This window comes from Streptomyces sp. NBC_00377 (genome assembly GCF_036075115.1).
Taxonomy (GTDB): domain Bacteria; phylum Actinomycetota; class Actinomycetes; order Streptomycetales; family Streptomycetaceae; genus Streptomyces.
On record NZ_CP107958.1, the window covers coordinates 5780442 to 5796455 of the forward strand.

The window sequence follows — 16014 nt, forward strand, 5'->3', positions numbered from 1 at the left end:
AGGGTCACTGCTCCTCCTCCGCCGGGGTGATGACGGCCAGGACCTGGTCCATGGCCACCGTGGTGCCCGGCGTCACGTCCAGTTCGGCGACCGTGCCGGCGTGCGGGGCGGAGATGACGTGCTCCATCTTCATCGCCTCGACGACCAGCAGGCTCTGGCCCGCGACCACCTCGTCGCCGACGGCGACCTTGACCACGGTCACCGTGCCCGGCATGGGCGCGGTGAGCGAGTCGGCGCCCGCGTGGGCACCCCGGGTGAGGGAGTCGGCGACCGGGTCGTGGTCGCGCAGCTGCCAGGCGTCGCCGTCACGGCCCAGCCAGGTGCCGTCCGGCAGCGCGGCGAAGGTCCGTGTGACGCCGTCGAGCCGGCAGTCGAACCGCGGATCGGTTCCCGGGCGCGGGGGTGGCCCCCCGGCGCCCTGCCGCGGGGTCTCGGACCCGTCGAGCAGCACCTCGGCCCCGCCGTCCGCCGTGCCGCGCACGCGGACGGTCACCGGGTCGTGTCCCGGCACCTGGAGATGGTGTGCCGTCCAGGCGGGCTCGCCGCCCAGGCGCCAGCCGTCCGCGACGGAGAAGGGGTCGACCCAGCCCGCGGCGGGCGCGGGGGTCAGCGCGGCCTGGCGCAGCAGCGCCGCCGCCGCGTACACGTCCTCCGGCACCTCGGCCGCGACGAGCGTGCCGGCCTCCCGCTCCACCAGTCCGGTGTCCAGTTCGCCGGCCACCACCGCCGGATGGGCCAGCAGCCGCCGCAGGAACCCGGCGTTGGTCTGCACGCCCAGTGTGACCGTCTCCGCGAGGGCCGCCCGGAGCCGGCGCAGCGCGGTCTCCCGGTCCGGACCGTAGGCGATCACCTTGGACAGCATCGGGTCGTACAGACTGCCGACCTCGGTGCCCTCGCTCAGCCCGGAGTCGGTGCGCACGCCGTCGCCCTCGGGCTCGCGCAGCAGGAGCACCGTCCCGCCGGAGGGCAGGAAGCCGCGCGCGGGGTCCTCGGCGCAGATCCGCGCCTCGACCGCGTGCCCGGTCAGCCGGACGTCCTCCTGGCCGAAGGACAGCGGCTCACCGGCGGCCACCCGCAGCTGCCACTCCACCAGGTCCAGGCCGGTGACCAGTTCGGTGACCGGGTGCTCCACCTGGAGACGGGTGTTCATCTCCATGAAGTAGTACGCGGACGGGTCGGTGCCCGGCACGATGAACTCCACCGTGCCCGCGCCCCGGTACCCGCACGAGCGTGCCGCCTGGACCGCGGCCTCGCCCATGGCCGCACGCGTCCTCTCGTCCAGCAGGACCGAGGGCGCCTCCTCGACGATCTTCTGGTGCCGGCGCTGGAGGGAGCACTCGCGCTCGCCCAGGTGCACCACGTTCCCGTGGCCGTCGGCCAGCACCTGGATCTCGATGTGCCGGGGCCGGTCCACCCACCGCTCGACGAGGAGCGTGTCGTCACCGAAGGAGGCGCGGGCCTCGCGGCGGGCGGCGGCGATCTCCTCGTCCAGCACGGCCAGGTCCCGTACCAGGCGCATGCCCTTGCCGCCGCCGCCGGCCGACGGCTTGAGCAGGACGGGCGCGCCCAGTTCGTGGGCGGCCTCGGCCAGGTCGGGGTCCCGCCCGCCGGGGACGACCGGCACCCCGGCCGCCTGCACGGTCTCCTTGGCCCGGATCTTGTCGCCCATCAGGGAGATGGCGTCCGCGGGCGGCCCGATGAAGACCAGCCCGGCGTCGGCGCAGGCGCGCGCGAAGGCGGCGTTCTCGGCGAGGAAGCCGTATCCGGGATGGACCGCCTGGGCGCCGGTCCTCGCGGCCGCCTCCAGCAGCCGCTCGACCGACAGATAGCTCTCGGCCGCCGGCGGCGGGCCGATGCGTACGGCCGTGTCCGCCTCCCGGACGTGCCGGGCGTCCGCGTCGGCATCGGAGAAGACGGCCACCGAGCGCACCCCCAGCGCGCGCAGGGTGCGGATGACGCGGACGGCGATCTCGCCCCGGTTGGCCACAAGCACGGTGTCGAACATCAAGGCTCCCCTCCTCACATCCGGAAGACGCCGAACTGGGGGTCACCCAGCGGCGCATGGGCACATGCGGTCAGTGCGAGACCCAGCACCTGGCGGGTCTCCAGCGGATCGATGACGCCGTCGTCCCAGAGCCGGGCGGTGGCGTAGTAGGCGTTGCCCTGGCGTTCGTACTGCTGCCGGACCGGCGCCTTGAAGGCGTCCTCCGCGTCCGCGGACCACTCCTGGCCCTGCGCCTGGAGCTGGTCCCGCTTGACGGTCGCGAGGACGGAGGCGGCCTGCTCGCCGCCCATGACGGAGATCTTGGCGCCCGGCCACATCCACAGGAAGCGCGGCGAGTAGGCCCGGCCGCACATGGAGTAGTTCCCGGCGCCGTACGACCCGCCGACGACGACCGTCAGCTTCGGCACGCGTGTGCACGCCACGGCCGTCACCATCTTGGCGCCGTGCTTGGCGATGCCGCCGGCCTCGTAGTCCCGGCCGACCATGAACCCGGAGATGTTCTGGAGGAACACCAGGGGGATCCCGCGCTGGTCGCACAGTTCGATGAAGTGGGCGCCCTTCTGGGCGGACTCCGAGAACAGGATGCCGTTGTTGGCGACGATGCCGACCGGGTGGCCGTGGATCCGGGCGAAACCGGTGACCAGGGTCTGCCCGAACTCGGCCTTGAACTCCTGGAAGCGGGAGCCGTCGACCACGCGCGCGATGACCTCGCGGACGTCGTAGGGGGTGCGGGAGTCGACGGGCACGGCGCCGTACAGCCCGTAGGGGTCGACCTTGGGCTCGACGGGCGCCCGCACCTCCCAGGGGAGGGGCCCGCGCGCGGGGAGCGTGGCGACGATGTTCCGGACGATCCGCAGCGCGTGCGCGTCGTCCTCCGCCAGGTGGTCGGTCACGCCCGACACGCGTGCGTGCACCTCGCCGCCGCCGAGCTCCTCCGCGGTGACGACCTCGCCGGTGGCGGCCTTCACCAGCGGGGGCCCGCCCAGGAAGATCGTGCCCTGGTTGCGGACGATGACGGCCTCGTCGCTCATGGCCGGGACGTAGGCGCCGCCCGCCGTGCACGAGCCCAGCACGGCCGCGATCTGCGGAATCCCGGCCCCCGACATCCGGGCCTGGTTGTAGAAGATCCGCCCGAAGTGCTCGCGGTCCGGGAACACCTCGTCCTGCATGGGCAGGAAGGCCCCGCCCGAGTCCACGAGGTACAGACAGGGCAGCCGGTTCTCGAGGGCGACCTCCTGGGCCCGCAGATGCTTCTTCACCGTCATCGGGTAGTACGTACCGCCCTTGACGGTGGCGTCATTGGCGACGACGACGCACGCGCGCCCGCTGACCCGCCCGATCCCCGCGATGACCCCGGCCGCCGGGGCCTGCCCTTCGTAGAGGCCGTCGGCGGCGAGCGGGGCCAGCTCCAGGAAGGGCGACCCCGGGTCCAGCAGGGCGTCCACCCGGTCCCGGGGCAGCAGCTTCCCGCGCGCGGTGTGACGGGCCCGCGCCTTCTCCCCGCCGCCCAGCCGGGCAGCGGCCAGTTTGCCGCGCAGCTCGTCGACGAGTGCGCGGTGCGCCGCCTCGTTGGCCCGCCAGGCCTCCGACGCGGGGTCTGCCGCGCTCGTCAGCTCCGGTGCCTGCTCCATCCTTGCGGTCCCCTCACCCAGTGATCGACTGTTAATGAGCGTTAACCATTTCCTTCAGGTTAACGACCGCTAACCTCCCTGTCTAGAATCGTCCTCATGGCCACGAGAACCGACGCCCCCACCCGTCGCGAGCAGATCCTCAGGGAGGCCGCGCGGCTGTTCGCCGAGCGCGGGTTCCACGGCGTCGGGGTGGACGAGATAGGCGCCGCGGTCGGCATCAGCGGCCCGGGGCTGTACCGGCACTTCCCCGGCAAGGACGCGATGCTCGCCGAACTACTGGTGGGCATCAGCGGCCGGCTGCTGACCGGTGCGAAGCGGCGCCTGGCGGAGGCCGACGGGGTGCCGTCCGCGGCGGTCCTCGACTCGCTCGTCGAGGGCCACATCGACTTCGCCCTCGACGACCGTCCCCTGATCACCCTGCACGACCGCGAGCTGGACCGCCTGCGCGACAGCGACCGCAAACTGGTCCGCCAGCTCCAGCGGCAGTACGTCGAGTTGTGGGTGGAGGTCCTGTGCGCGGTGTACCCGGGCCTCGCCGAGCCTGCCGCCCGCTCGGCGGTGCACTCCGTCTTCGGTCTGCTGAACTCCACCCCCCACCTCGGCCGACCGGGTTCCCTGCCCGGCCGCGCGGCCACGGCGGCCCTGCTGCACCGGATGGCCCGGGGCGCGTTCGCGGCGGCCGGGGCGGAGTGACGAGCGTTACGGGCGACCCCCTCTGGACGCCTCTCCCTACCCGCCGGTACGGTTGTGTCTGAGCGAGCGCTTAGCCACCGGGACCGCAACCATCGCTTGAGGAACCCCCACGGCGAGCAACCACATCCGCGAGAGCGGCGCCGGCTTAGGCGCAGAGAGGGGCCGGCGGTGCGCCGTACGGTGTTCAACGAGGACCACGAGGCGTTCCGGGAGACCCTCCGGGCCTTCATCGAGGCCGAGGTCGTTCCCGTCTACGACGAGTGGTTCGCGGCCGGCCAGGCGCCGCGCGACTTCTACTACAAGCTCGCCGAGCTCGGCGTCTTCGGTATCCGCGTCGACGAGGAGTACGGCGGCGCCGGCATCGACTCCTACAAGTTCGAGGCCGTGCTCTACGAGGAGACCGCTCGCGCGGGTGTCTCCTTCGGCGGCTCCGGTGTGCACGTGCTGCTCGGCCTTCCCTACCTCAAGCTGCTCGCCACCGACGAGCAGAAGAAGCGCTTCCTGCCGAAGTTCGTCTCCGGCGAGGAGATGTGGGCGATCGCGATGACCGAGCCGGGCACCGGCTCCGACCTCGCGGGCATGAAGAGCACCGCCAAGCTCTCCGAGGACGGCACGCACTACGTCCTCAACGGCTCCAAGACCTTCATCACCGGTGGCGTCCACGCCGACCGCATGATCGTCTGCGCCCGCACCTCCGCGCCCACCGCCGAGGACCGCCGCCACGGCATATCCCTCTTCGTCGTGGACACCAAGGCCGAGGGCTACTCGGTCGGCCGCAAGCTGGACAAGCTCGGCCTGAAGACCTCCGACACCGCCGAGCTGGCGTTCGTCGACGTCAAGGTGCCCGTCGAGGACCTGCTCGGCGAGGAGAACAAGGGCTTCTACTACCTCGGCCACAACCTCGCCTCCGAGCGCTGGGGCATCGCCTACGGTGCGTACGCGCAGGCCAAGGCCGCCGTCCGGTTCGCCAAGCAGTACGTGCAGGAGCGCGTCGTCTTCGGCAAGCCGGTCGCGCACTTCCAGAACACCAAGTTCGAGCTGGCCGCCTGCCAGGCCGAGGTGGACGCGGCCGAGGCCGTCGCCGACCGCGCCACGGAGGCCCTGGACGCGGGCGAGCTGACCCCGGCCGAGGCCGCGAGCGCCAAGCTGTTCTGCACCGAGGTCGCCCACCGCGTGATCGACCGCTGCCTCCAGCTGCACGGCGGCTACGGCTTCATGAACGAGTACCCGATCGCCCGCCTGTACGCGGACAACCGCGTCAACCGCATCTACGGCGGCACCAGCGAGATCATGAAGTCGATCATCGCCAAGGACATGGGCCTGTAAGGTCCGCGAAACCCCAGGAAACGGCTGACGGGTACAACTGTCTCCCATGAGCCAGGCACTACAGGATCTCCTCGATCTGCTCGACCTCGAGCAGATCGAGGAGAACATCTTCCGCGGCCGGTCCCGCTCCGCCGTCGTCCCGCGCGTCTTCGGCGGGCAGGTCGCGGCGCAGGCGCTGGTCGCCGCCGGACGGACGGTCCCCGAGGACCGTCTCGCCCACTCCCTGCACGCCTACTTCCTGCGCATGGGCGACCCGGGCGCGCCCATCGTCTACACGGTCGAGCGGATGAACGACGGCCGTTCCTTCACCGCGCGCCGCGTCCTCGCCGTGCAGCACGGACAGCCGATCTTCGCGCTGTCCGCCTCCTTCCAGCGGCACGAGGAGGGCTTCGAGCACCAGGCGCCCATGCCGCCCGCACCGGACCCCGCCACCCTGCCCACCTCGGAGGAACGGCTGCGCGGCTACGCCCACCTCGACCCGGAGGTCGTCGAGAAGTTCCTCGAGGCCCGCCAGGCGGTCGACCTGCGCTACGTCGACGAGCCGCCCTACGGCCGGTTCGGCACACCGCGCGAACCGCACTCCCAGGTGTGGTTCCGCGCCAACGGCAAGCTCGCCGACGACCCCCTGCTGCACGTCGTCCTCGCCACCTACGTCTCCGACATGACGCTCCTCGACTCGGTCCTCCTCGCGCACGGGCGCGGCGGCTGGGCGGTCGGGGACGTGGTGGGGGCCTCCCTGGACCACGCGATGTGGTTCCACCGTCCGTTCCGCGCCGACGAGTGGCTCCTCTACGACCAGGAGTCGCCGTCCGCGCACGGCGGCCGGGGCCTCGGCCAGGCCCGCATCTACACCCAGGACGGGCGGCTCGCCGTCTCGGTGATCCAGGAGGGCGTGGTCCGCGCGCCGAGGGGCGGCTGAGCACAGGGCGCCGCACACGCGTGTGCGGCGCCCGGGGATGTCCGCGGCCGGCCTACTCGGCGAGTCCCGCTTCCGCCAGCAGGTACGCCGTCATCGGGTCGTAGTGACGCGGGCTGACGACATGGTCGTCGAGGGGGACCGCCACCTGGACGGTGCCCTCCGACTCGCCGATGAACAGCGCCGGGTCGTTGCAGTCGGCGTAACCGACGGAGTCGACGCCGTGCTGGCCCGCGTAGCCCGCCCAGCCGTGGTCGGCGACGACCAGATCGGGCAGCGGGCGGCCCTCCCGCTCCAGCGCGGTGAGGATGGCCTTCATCGGTTCGCCCGAGTGGGTGTGCCAGAGGGTGGCGCCGTGTTCGAGCACCGCCACGTCGGCCAGCTGCCAGACGTACCCCTCGTCCGTCTGCAACCCCTCCGGGATGACGACGATCTCGCAGCCCGCGGAGCGCAGCGCGGCGGCCGTGGCGCGGTGCACATCGAGGAGACCGCCCGGGTGGCCGGTGGCGAACAGCACGCGCTGCTGTCCGTCGGCCGCCTTGCGCAGCCGTGCCGCGAGCCGGTCCAGGCCGTCGGCCGTCAGCTCGGGGTCGATGGTGTCCTGGCCGTAGCGGTACTCGGCGTCGTCGTTCACGCCCACCCGCTCCGCCATCACCGCGAGCACGTCCTGCTCGTCGGTCCAGCGGTCGCCGAGTTCCAGGCCCAGCCAGAAGTTGCGGACGCCGTTCGCGAGCTGGCGGTAGTGCGAGAGGTTGTTCTCGCGGGGCGTGGCGACGTCCCCGGCGATACGGGTTCTGACGAGGTGGTCGACGAGTTCGGCGCGGCTGGGCGTCCCGGGTATCGGCATGGTTTCCATTGTGAGGCAGCGGGCTGTGCGCGTCTGCGCTGTTCCGGACGCTGGGACACGCGTCACTCACCGGTGTTTCAGCGCGAACCACAGCTCCATCCGGACGTCCGGATCGTCCAGGTCCGCCCCCAACAGGGCCGCGCAGCGGGTGATCCGCTGCCGCACGGTGTTGCGGTGCACGGACAGGGCCACCGCCGTGCGGTCCCAACTGCCGTGCAGGGACAGCCAGGTGCGCAGCGTCTCGCTGAGCGCGTCGCCCGCGGCGACGGCGTCGATCGGCGCCAGGAGCGTGCGGGCGTGCGCCCGGGCCTCGTCGTCGGGAACCAGGTCCCTCAGCCCGGCGCCGGAACCGTGCCGGACGAGCGGCGTGCGGGTGGCGCGGGCCCGGGCCAGCGCGCGGGCCGCCTGGGCGTCGGCGGCGGGCCAGTCGGCGGGGGCCGCCTCCGCGCTGACGCCGAGGGTCCAGCCCGGCTGGGGACCCGGCGCACGGCCGGCCGGGACGAGGACCCGTACGACGTCGTCGGCCAGGTCCACCAGCGGTGACCCCAGTCCGGCGCCGAGCGCGGAGGCCGCCACCGGGCCGGGGGCCCGCGCGTCCGGCCGGGCGTGCACGACCAGCCACCGCTCGGCCCCCAGCAGCGGGGCCGCCTCGGCCGGCGCCGCCCCCAGCAGCAGCCGTACCAGTGCCGACGAACGGGCCGCCCCGGAGCTGCTGTGGTGCTCGCCGGTGAGGAGGGAGAGCAGGACGGCGGCGACGGAGGCGATGGTGTGGTCGCCGGGGTCGCGCCGGGGCGCCGCCACCCCGAGCACGAAGCCCCGGTCGGCCCCGAGCGCGTAGGCGGCGAGGTGGTCGCCCGCCGCGGTGGTGTCGCTGGCGGTGGCGGAGCCCCGCGAGACGAGCAGACGGGCGAGCCCGGCGAGGCCGGCGTCGGCCGGGGACGCCTCTCCCGCCCCGGCGACCGGCGTCCCTTCCGGCCCGTACAGCACCGCGCGCCCCCCGACCCGCCGGGCCAGCTGCCGCAGGACGGCCGGGACCGGGTCCGGGCGGGAGGCGGCTGCGGCGAGGCTCTGCTGGGCCTCCGTCACCCGGCGCAGCTCGGCGGTGCGGGCCCGCTCCATGAGCTGCCAGACCGCGCGGGCGACCGCCGAGAACGTCGTGTGCGGAGGCACCTCCAGGAGCGGCAGCCCGTACGCCTCGCAGGCGGCGACCAGCGCCCCCGGCACCGTGTCGTGCACCGGCGCGACCCCGAAGCCGAGGGCCGCGCCGCCCGCCGCGACGATCCGCGCGACGTACTGCGTGAAGTGGGCGCCCGACCCGGTCTCCGGGATGTGCGCGCCCGCCGTCAGCAGCAGTTCGCCGCCCAGCAGATACGGGTACGGGTCGGCCATCTCCGAGGTGTGGGCGCCGTGCAGCACGACGCCCGGCCCGGCCGGCCCCGCGAGCTGCCGCAGGGCGAGGTCCTCGCGGCCCAGCAGGGCGGCCAGGGGGACCGGCGGGGTGGGGGGCACGACGGGCTCCGGCACGATGGACGTTCCCTCCATTCAGTACGGATCAGATGGATGAAACGTACACTTCCGGGAACACTTTTTGACCGCCTAGGGTCAACACTGTCGTACGAGAAGTGGTACATACGCGACGAAGCGTAAGAGAGAAGGCATTCGCCCATGAGCAGCAACGAGACACCCCGCGGCCCCGTCGACTCCTCCCGCATCCCGAGGTACGCCGGTCCCGCGACCTTCGCCCGGCTGCCCCGCCTCGACGAGGTCGGCCGCGCCGACGTCGCCGTGGTGGGCGTGCCGTTCGACTCGGGCGTCTCGTACCGGCCGGGCGCCCGCTTCGGCGGCAACGCCATCCGGGAGGCGTCGCGGCTGCTGCGGCCCTACAACCCGGCGCAGGACGCCTCGCCCTTCGCCCTCGCCCAGGTCGCGGACGGCGGCGACATCGCGGTGAACCCCTTCGACATCCACGAGGCGGTGGAGACCGTCGAGGCGGCGGCCGACGACCTCCTGGGCACGGGCGCCCGCCTGATGACCCTGGGCGGCGACCACACCATCGCGCTGCCGCTGCTGCGCTCGGTCGCCAGGAAGCACGGACCCGTGGCCCTGCTCCACTTCGACGCGCACCTCGACACCTGGGACACGTACTTCGGCGCGGAGTACACGCACGGCACGCCGTTCCGCCGGGCCGTGGAGGAGGGCATCCTCGACACCGAGGCCCTCTCCCATGTCGGCACCCGCGGCCCGCTCTACGGCAAGCAGGACCTGACCGACGACGAGAAGATGGGTTTCGGCATCGTCACCTCGGCGGACGTGTACCGGCGCGGCGCCGACGAGATCGCCGACCAGCTGCGTCAGCGCATCGGCGGCCGCCCCCTCTACATCTCCATCGACATCGACTGCCTGGACCCGGCGCACGCGCCCGGCACCGGCACCCCGGAGGCGGGCGGCATGACCTCGCGCGAGCTCCTGGAGATCCTGCGCGGCCTGGCCTCCTGCAACCTGGTCTCGGCGGACGTCGTCGAGGTGGCGCCCGCGTACGATCACGCGGAGATCACGTCGGTGGCCGCGTCCCACACGGCGTACGAACTGACCACGATCATGTCCCGACAGATTGCCGAGGCCCGCGCACAGTGACCCACGACCACGACCTGGTGCTTCGCCCGACGCAGGCGCAGACCGACGCCGCTCTGAACCCGCCCGCCGGCCGCAACGGCGGGGACCTGGTCGTGGAGACGCTGGCCGGACTCGGCGCGACCACCGTCTTCGGTCTGCCCGGCCAGCACGCGCTCGGCGTGTTCGACGCGCTGCGCCGCTCCGCGCTGCGCTACATCGGCCTGCGAGTGGAGAACAACGCCGGGTTCGCGGCGGACGCGTACGGCAGGATCACGGGCGAGGCGGCCCCGCTGCTGCTGTCGACGGGCCCGGGCGCGCTGACCTCGCTCGCGGCGCTCCAGGAGGCGGCGGCCGCTTCGGCGCCGGTGCTGGCGATCAGCAGCCAGATCCCGACCCCCGGCCTGGGCGGCGGCCGTCACGGCTATCTGCACGAACTCCCGGACCAGTCGGCCTCGTTCCGGGGTGTGGTGAAGTCGGTCCACCAGGTCCGCACCCCGTCACAGATCCCGTCCGCCATCGAGGCGGCCTGGAAGTCCGCGCTGACGGTTCCGCACGGCCCGGTGTGGGTGGAGATCCCGCAGGACGTGCTGCTGGCGCAGACCTCGATCCCCGTTGTGACCGGCGGCGACGCCTTCCCCGACGAGCTGGCGCCGCGCCCCGAACTGACGGCGGTGGCGGCCCATCTGCTGTCCCACGCCGAGCGCCCGGCGATCATCGCGGGCGGCGGAGTCGTCCGGTCCGACGCGTCGGGGAAGCTGAAGCGACTTGCGGAGGTGTTGCGGGCCCCGGTGGTCACCACGCCCGGCGGCAAGGGCGCGTTCCCCTGGGAGCACCCCCTTTCGCTCCGGTCCTGGATCGAGGACCGCTACACCACGGACTTCCTGGAGGACGCGGACGTCCTGCTGGTGGTCGGCTCCGGCCTGGGTGAACTGTCGTCCAACTACCACACGTTCAGGCCGCGGGGCCGGGTGGTCCAGATCGAGGCCGACCTCGGCAAACTGGAGTCCAACCATCCCGCCCTGGGCATCCACGCGGACGCGCGGCTGGCACTCCAGGCCCTCCTGGAGACGGTGCGGGAGCGGCACGACGAGACGGCGCCCGACCGGGTGCGCGAGCTGCTCGTGCGGGTCGCGGAGCGCATCGACGCCCAGGAACTGACCCTGGAACAGGACCTGTTGGCGTCGATCCGCCGGGCCCTGCCGGCCGACTCCCCGTCCTTCTGGGACATGACCATCCTGGCCTACTGGGCCTGGTCGGCCTTCGACGCGAAGGGCCCCAACCTCCTGCACTCCGCCCAGGGCGCCGGCGGCCTCGGTTACGGCTTCCCGGCGGCGCTGGGCGCGGCGGCGGCCGACCCGACCCGCCCGGTGCTCGCCGTGTCCGGCGACGGCGGCGCCCTGTACTCGATCGCCGAGCTGGCGACGGCCAGGCAGTACGACCTGAACGTCACCTGGCTGATCGTCGACGACGGCGGCTACGGCATCCTGCGGGAGTACATGACCGACGCCTTCGGCGAGTCCACGGCCACCGAACTGACCCGCCCGGACTTCGTGGCCCTGGCGGAGTCGTTCGGGGTACCGGGGGTGCGGACGTCCCCGGGCACCCTGGAGGCGGACCTGGCGAACGCGTTGGCCGCGCCCGGTCCTTCGGTGCTCGTCCTCCCGGCGGTGCTGCGGATGTTCGCGCCCACGCATCTCTCCTAGGACGGCGCCCCGCGTCCTGGCCGACGCCGGTCATCGGTCCGGTCATTGGTACGGTCCCGGCATGTCGGAAGCACATGGAGCATCGGTTCCCGGTCCCGGTCCCACTCCCGTTCCCGGTCCTGTCACCGCCGACGACGTGCGGGACGCGGTCCGGCTGGCGGTGGAGGCACTGCGGGAGGCCGAGGCGGCGGACTGGGACGCCAGGGCCGGTTCCCTGGAGTGGACTCGCCGCGAGACCGTCGAGCATCTGGCCGACGACCTGTTCGCCTACGCGGCCCAACTCGGCGTGCCCGGCGGGCCCGCGGACACGGAGGTGCCCTTCGTGTGGCGCGCGGAGCGGCCCGGCGGGCCGGCGAACGTGATCTTCGCGGACCGTGCGGCCGGGGTGGACGGACCGGTGCGGGTGCTGGAGGCCTGCGGGGCGCTGCTGGCCTCCATGGTGCGGACCACGCCGGCGACGGTCAGGGCGCACCACGTCTTCGGGGCCTCGGACCCCGAGGGGTTCGCCGCCATGGGCGTCGTCGAGACGCTGGTGCATCTGCACGACGTCGCCGAGGGGCTCGCCGTCCGGTGGGAGCCGGACGCCGGTCTGTGCGACCGGGTGCTGGCGCGGCTCTTCCCGGACGCCCCGGCGGGCACGGACCGGTGGCCCACCCTGCTGTGGGCCACCGGCCGGGCGGAACTCCCGGGCCACGCGCGCCTCGAGCGATGGCGCTGGTACGGCGCTCCCCGCGGGTGACGCCGAGAGGGGCTGAACTCTCCTGACGTTCCAGGGAATTCAGCCCCTCCGTGGTTCTGCGTCGCGGTTCTACCAGATCGCCTCGACCCACTCCGGGTGGTCGATGAACGGGTTGCGGTTGTGCTGGTAGGTGTCGTAGATGACCTGGTTGCGCTTCTCCTCGAAGGCGCTCGGCGGGTCCGCCTCGTTCCACGCCTTGAGGACGGAGAGCTTGCCCATGTAGGGGTTGCTGCCGTTGCCGACCTTCTCGTTGGGCTCCAGGTCGGCGAAGCCGTCGTCACCCTCGTAGCGCACGGCCATGTAGAGGATCATGCGTGCCACGTCGCCCCGGTCCGCCGCGCGCGGCGCGAAGGAGTCCGAGTCGACGGTGCTGCCGCCGCCGTTGGTGACCGCGCTGCCGCCGTTGTCGAAGTCGAGATTGCCGCGGATGCTGTTGACCTGGACGTCCGCGGGGCGCAGGTGGTGCAGGTCGGTGCCGGGACCGGTCACCTCGCCGAAGTCGCCGTGGGACTTGGCCCACACGTGCTCGCGGTTCCAGTCGCCGACGTCGCCGCCGTTGAGGGACTTGCTGCGCGAGACACCGCTGTACAGCAGGATCACGTTGCTGCTGTTGTTCGGATCCTGGTCGGTGACCTTCAGGGCGTTCCAGACCGCGGAGTACGAGATCTTCGAGACGTTGGCGCTGATGATCGTGTGCAGGGACGACTTCAGGCTCGTACCCGTCTTGCCGACCGCGTTCTTGTAGTACGTCGAGTCGTATGCCGTCGTGGTCGCCGCGGCGGGGGTCGCGGTGAGCGCGGGCGCGGAGAGGCCGACCAGGACGGCAGTGGTGGCAAGGGCCACCGACTTCCATCGGCGTATGCGTGTCGCCAGCATGTGGGGTGTCCGATCTACGCGGGTTGATAGGAGGCGGCAATCGGGAGAGTGACATGCACATGCGGTCATGGCAATGAATCTGACATGTCCATCGGGTGACGGGATCCGGCAAATTGCCCCTTGTCTACGCGAGTTGAACGCGCTTTCCTGCGCCGGAACGGCCCCTGACCGTCATCTCAGGGGCCGTTCCGTACCGTTGGGCCGTGCCGGTCAGCTCACGTCCGAGGCGTCCAGCCGGTAGATCGTCGACTGGTTGCTCTGCGCCGAGGTGTCCGTGCCCGAGACATCCGCGTCGGAGGTCTGCGAGCCGGAGGTCTGCGAGCCGGACGCGGCAGCCGAACCGGACGCGGAGCTCGACGTCGAGCCGTACTCGCTCGCCTTCACCGCCGTGCCGTTCTTCTGCACCCAGGCGGTGATCTCCTGGTTCAGGCTGCTGTTGCCGCCCATACCGCCGCCGCCGAGCTGGATGTAGTGCAGCTCGCCCTTCTTCACCAGTTCCTTGAGCCTGGCGAGGGTCATCGCCCGGTCGCTGCCGGTGAAGCCCCACATGGAGATGACGGGCTTACGGCTGCTGAGGATCAGCTGGCCCGCGCTCTGCGAGTTGGAGACCGCGATCAGCCAGGTGGCGCCGTCCTGGTGCTTCTCCAGGTACGAGATGAGCTCGCTGTCGGCGCCGCCCATGCCGCCGCCACCGCCCATACCGCCGCCGCCCGTGCCCCCGCCGGGGCCGCCGCCGGGAGCCGTGCCGCTTTCGCCGCCCTGGGCGCCACCGGGGAACTTCCCGTTCGTGCCGCCCTGTTGGCCGCCCTGGCCGCCGCTCGGTGCGCCGCCGTTGCCGCCGCCCTGCGGGAGTTCGCCGGTGCCGCCGCCCGGCGTCATCTGGCCGTTGCCGCCGCCGGGGAACTCGCCGCCGGCCTGGCCGCCCTGCTGGGTGCCGCCGGCCGCCTGGCCGCCGGGACCGCCGCCGAAGCCGCCCCGGCCGCCACCGCCGCCGAAGCCGCCCCGGCCGCCACCGCCGCCGGGACCGCCCATGCCGCCGCCGGTGGACGGACCCGCGGTCGGGTTCGTGCCGCCCATCATGCCGCCGGCCGAACCGAAGGCCGGCGAGGCGGCGTACGCCGTCGGACCGGCGAGAGCCGCCACGACCGCCGCGGCGACGGACGCGCCGAGCAGCCGGACCCGGGTGCCGGAGCTCGCGGACCGGAGGGCGGACAGGCCCGCGATCGCGAGGACCGTGAGCACCGCGACAGCCGGCCACAGCCAGGTGTTCCAGCCGGTGGCGCGCCGCAGCAGCACGACCGCCCAGACGCCGGTGACCGCGAGGCCCGCGGGCAGCACCCAGGACCAGCGGGCGTCGCCGCCGCGGAAGGCGCGCCACAGCATGACGCCGCCGCCCCCGCACAGCGCCGCGATTCCCGGGGCCAGCGCGGTCGTGTAGTACGGGTGCATCGTGCCCTCGGCCAGGGCGAAGGTCAGGTAGTGCAGCACCAGCCAGCCGCCCCACAGCACCAGGGCGGCGCGGGTCGGGTCGGTCCGCGGGGCGCGGCCGCGCAGCACCAGGCCGGCGACGAGCGCGATGCCCGCGAACGGGATCAGCCACGAGATCTGGCCGCCGAGCACGTCGTTGAACATCCGGCCGATGCCCGCGGTCCCGGCGAAGGAGGCCCCGCCCCCACCGCCCCCGCCGTTGCCCTCGCCGCCGAGGACCCGGCCCAGGCCGTTGTAGCCCATGATCAGGTCCCAGGCGCTGCCGTCGGTCGAACCGCCGATGTACGGCCGGTCGTCGGCGGGCACCAGGGACACGGCCGTCGCCCACCAGAAGCTGGCGACGGCCAGTGCCACGGCGGCCAGCGCCAGGTTCACGGCCTTCTTCTTCCAGCCGAGCCTCGACGCGTACAGGTAGACGCCGAAGACGGCGGGCAGGGCGATGTAGCCCTGGAGCATCTTGGTGTTGAAGGCGAGTCCGAAGCACACCGCGGAGCCGAGGAGCGGCAGCAGCCGGTCGTCCCTCGTGGCGCGCAGGGCGAGGGCCGCGCCGGCCACCATCAGCAGGACGAGGATCGTGTCCGGGTTGTTGTCGCGGTTGATGGCGACGGTGATCGGCGTCAGCGCGAGCACGAGAGCCGCGACGGCGGCGGACGCGTGTCCGAAGGCCCGCTTCACGCTGGAGTGCAGGATCCAGATCGTGCCCAGCGCCGCCGCGACCTCCGGCAGCATCATCTGCCAGGTGCCGAACCCGAAGGCCCGGCAGGACAGGCCCATGACCATGAGGGCGAACGGCGGCTTGTCGACGGTGATGAAGTTCCCGGCGTCCAGTGAGCCGAAGAACCACGCCTTCCAGTTCTGCGTGCCGCTGTAGACGGCAGAGCTGTAGAAGCTGTTGAGGCTCGACCCGGACAGGTTCCAGGAGTAGAGCACCGCCGCCAGGACCATGATCGCGATCAGCGCGGGCAGCGACCAGCGAGGCGCCCTGTCCGGCGGGGGCGTCGGCGGAGCCGTCGCGGAGGTGCTCGGCGGTGCCCAGTCCGGGGAGACGGCGGAGGGCGCGGTCGGGTGGGGGAGAGGATCGGTGGCAGATGTCACCCTGCGCATGCTGTACGGCTGTTGTGGGTGGTCGCTGTGCCGAAGCTGGCTGTCGCCTGTGAGAACGCACAGGCGTCGGTAA

Annotated in this window: 12 protein-coding genes; 6 read left to right on the top strand and 6 right to left on the bottom strand. The window is 72.8% G+C overall.

Features of this window, described 5'->3' with window-relative positions:
• Positions 1 to 4: 4 nt before the first annotated feature.
• A complete protein-coding gene (locus tag OHS71_RS25845; protein WP_328481711.1) occupies positions 5 to 2005 on the bottom strand; it encodes an acetyl/propionyl/methylcrotonyl-CoA carboxylase subunit alpha in 2001 nt (666 codons plus the stop codon).
• 14 nt (positions 2006 to 2019) lie between these two features.
• A complete protein-coding gene (locus tag OHS71_RS25850) occupies positions 2020 to 3636 on the bottom strand; it encodes a carboxyl transferase domain-containing protein (RefSeq protein WP_328481712.1) in 1617 nt (538 codons plus the stop codon).
• Between the two features lie 96 nt (positions 3637 to 3732).
• Between OHS71_RS25850 and OHS71_RS25855 the strand changes: the two genes are divergently transcribed.
• From OHS71_RS25855 to OHS71_RS25865, 3 genes are all read left to right on the top strand, one after another.
• Positions 3733 to 4329, top strand: a complete 597-nt coding sequence (locus OHS71_RS25855; RefSeq protein ID WP_328481713.1) for an SACE_7040 family transcriptional regulator — start codon at positions 3733 to 3735, stop codon at positions 4327 to 4329.
• Between the two features lie 168 nt (positions 4330 to 4497).
• Positions 4498 to 5655 carry an acyl-CoA dehydrogenase family protein gene (locus OHS71_RS25860; RefSeq protein ID WP_171397439.1) on the top strand — a complete coding sequence of 386 codons (1158 nt, stop codon included), beginning with the start codon at positions 4498 to 4500 and terminating at the stop codon, positions 5653 to 5655.
• Positions 5656 to 5701: 46 nt separating this feature from the next.
• A complete protein-coding gene (locus tag OHS71_RS25865; RefSeq protein WP_328481714.1) occupies positions 5702 to 6574 on the top strand; it encodes an acyl-CoA thioesterase in 873 nt (290 codons plus the stop codon).
• A 52-nt stretch (positions 6575 to 6626) separates the two neighbouring features.
• On the opposite strand, the gene OHS71_RS25870 is transcribed toward OHS71_RS25865, so the two are convergent.
• Both OHS71_RS25870 and OHS71_RS25875 read right to left on the bottom strand, forming a co-directional pair.
• The gene (locus OHS71_RS25870) at positions 6627 to 7418 is read right to left on the bottom strand and encodes a phosphatase (RefSeq protein ID WP_328481715.1); all 792 of its coding nucleotides are present in this window, start codon (positions 7416 to 7418) and stop codon (positions 6627 to 6629) included.
• 66 nt (positions 7419 to 7484) lie between these two features.
• Complete coding sequence (locus OHS71_RS25875) at positions 7485 to 8960, bottom strand: helix-turn-helix domain-containing protein (protein WP_328481716.1); 1476 nt, start codon at positions 8958 to 8960, stop codon at positions 7485 to 7487.
• A gap of 123 nt (positions 8961 to 9083) precedes the next feature.
• Between OHS71_RS25875 and speB the strand changes: the two genes are divergently transcribed.
• The 3 genes from speB (at position 9084) to OHS71_RS25890 (ending at position 12473) form a co-directional block, all read left to right on the top strand.
• Positions 9084 to 10052, top strand: a complete 969-nt coding sequence (gene speB, locus OHS71_RS25880; protein WP_328481717.1) for an agmatinase — start codon at positions 9084 to 9086, stop codon at positions 10050 to 10052.
• Positions 10049 to 11734 carry a thiamine pyrophosphate-binding protein gene (locus tag OHS71_RS25885; RefSeq protein WP_328481718.1) on the top strand — a complete coding sequence of 562 codons (1686 nt, stop codon included), beginning with the start codon at positions 10049 to 10051 and terminating at the stop codon, positions 11732 to 11734. The genes speB and OHS71_RS25885 overlap by 4 nt, the downstream gene beginning before the upstream one ends.
• Positions 11735 to 11795: 61 nt before the next feature.
• Entirely contained in the window at positions 11796 to 12473 is a 678-nt protein-coding gene (locus tag OHS71_RS25890; protein ID WP_328481719.1) for a maleylpyruvate isomerase N-terminal domain-containing protein, read from the top strand.
• Between the two features lie 69 nt (positions 12474 to 12542).
• On the opposite strand, the gene OHS71_RS25895 is transcribed toward OHS71_RS25890, so the two are convergent.
• Both OHS71_RS25895 and OHS71_RS25900 read right to left on the bottom strand, forming a co-directional pair.
• Entirely contained in the window at positions 12543 to 13349 is an 807-nt protein-coding gene (locus OHS71_RS25895) for an endonuclease I family protein (protein WP_328481720.1), read from the bottom strand.
• Between the two features lie 210 nt (positions 13350 to 13559).
• Complete coding sequence (locus OHS71_RS25900) at positions 13560 to 15932, bottom strand: glycosyltransferase family 39 protein (protein ID WP_328481721.1); 2373 nt, start codon at positions 15930 to 15932, stop codon at positions 13560 to 13562.
• Positions 15933 to 16014 lie beyond the last annotated feature (82 nt).

Coding starts and splice junctions, on each gene's coding strand:
- OHS71_RS25875 (WP_328481716.1), bottom strand. CDS start 8,960: ATGGAGGGAACGTCCATCGTGCCGGAGCCCGTCGTGCCCCCCACCCCG.
- OHS71_RS25870 (WP_328481715.1), bottom strand. CDS start 7,418: ATGCCGATACCCGGGACGCCCAGCCGCGCCGAACTCGTCGACCACCTC.
- OHS71_RS25850 (WP_328481712.1), bottom strand. CDS start 3,636: ATGGAGCAGGCACCGGAGCTGACGAGCGCGGCAGACCCCGCGTCGGAG.
- OHS71_RS25855 (WP_328481713.1), top strand. CDS start 3,733: ATGGCCACGAGAACCGACGCCCCCACCCGTCGCGAGCAGATCCTCAGG.
- OHS71_RS25865 (WP_328481714.1), top strand. CDS start 5,702: ATGAGCCAGGCACTACAGGATCTCCTCGATCTGCTCGACCTCGAGCAG.
- OHS71_RS25895 (WP_328481720.1), bottom strand. CDS start 13,349: ATGCTGGCGACACGCATACGCCGATGGAAGTCGGTGGCCCTTGCCACC.
- speB (WP_328481717.1), top strand. CDS start 9,084: ATGAGCAGCAACGAGACACCCCGCGGCCCCGTCGACTCCTCCCGCATC.
- OHS71_RS25845 (WP_328481711.1), bottom strand. CDS start 2,005: ATGTTCGACACCGTGCTTGTGGCCAACCGGGGCGAGATCGCCGTCCGC.
- OHS71_RS25890 (WP_328481719.1), top strand. CDS start 11,796: ATGTCGGAAGCACATGGAGCATCGGTTCCCGGTCCCGGTCCCACTCCC.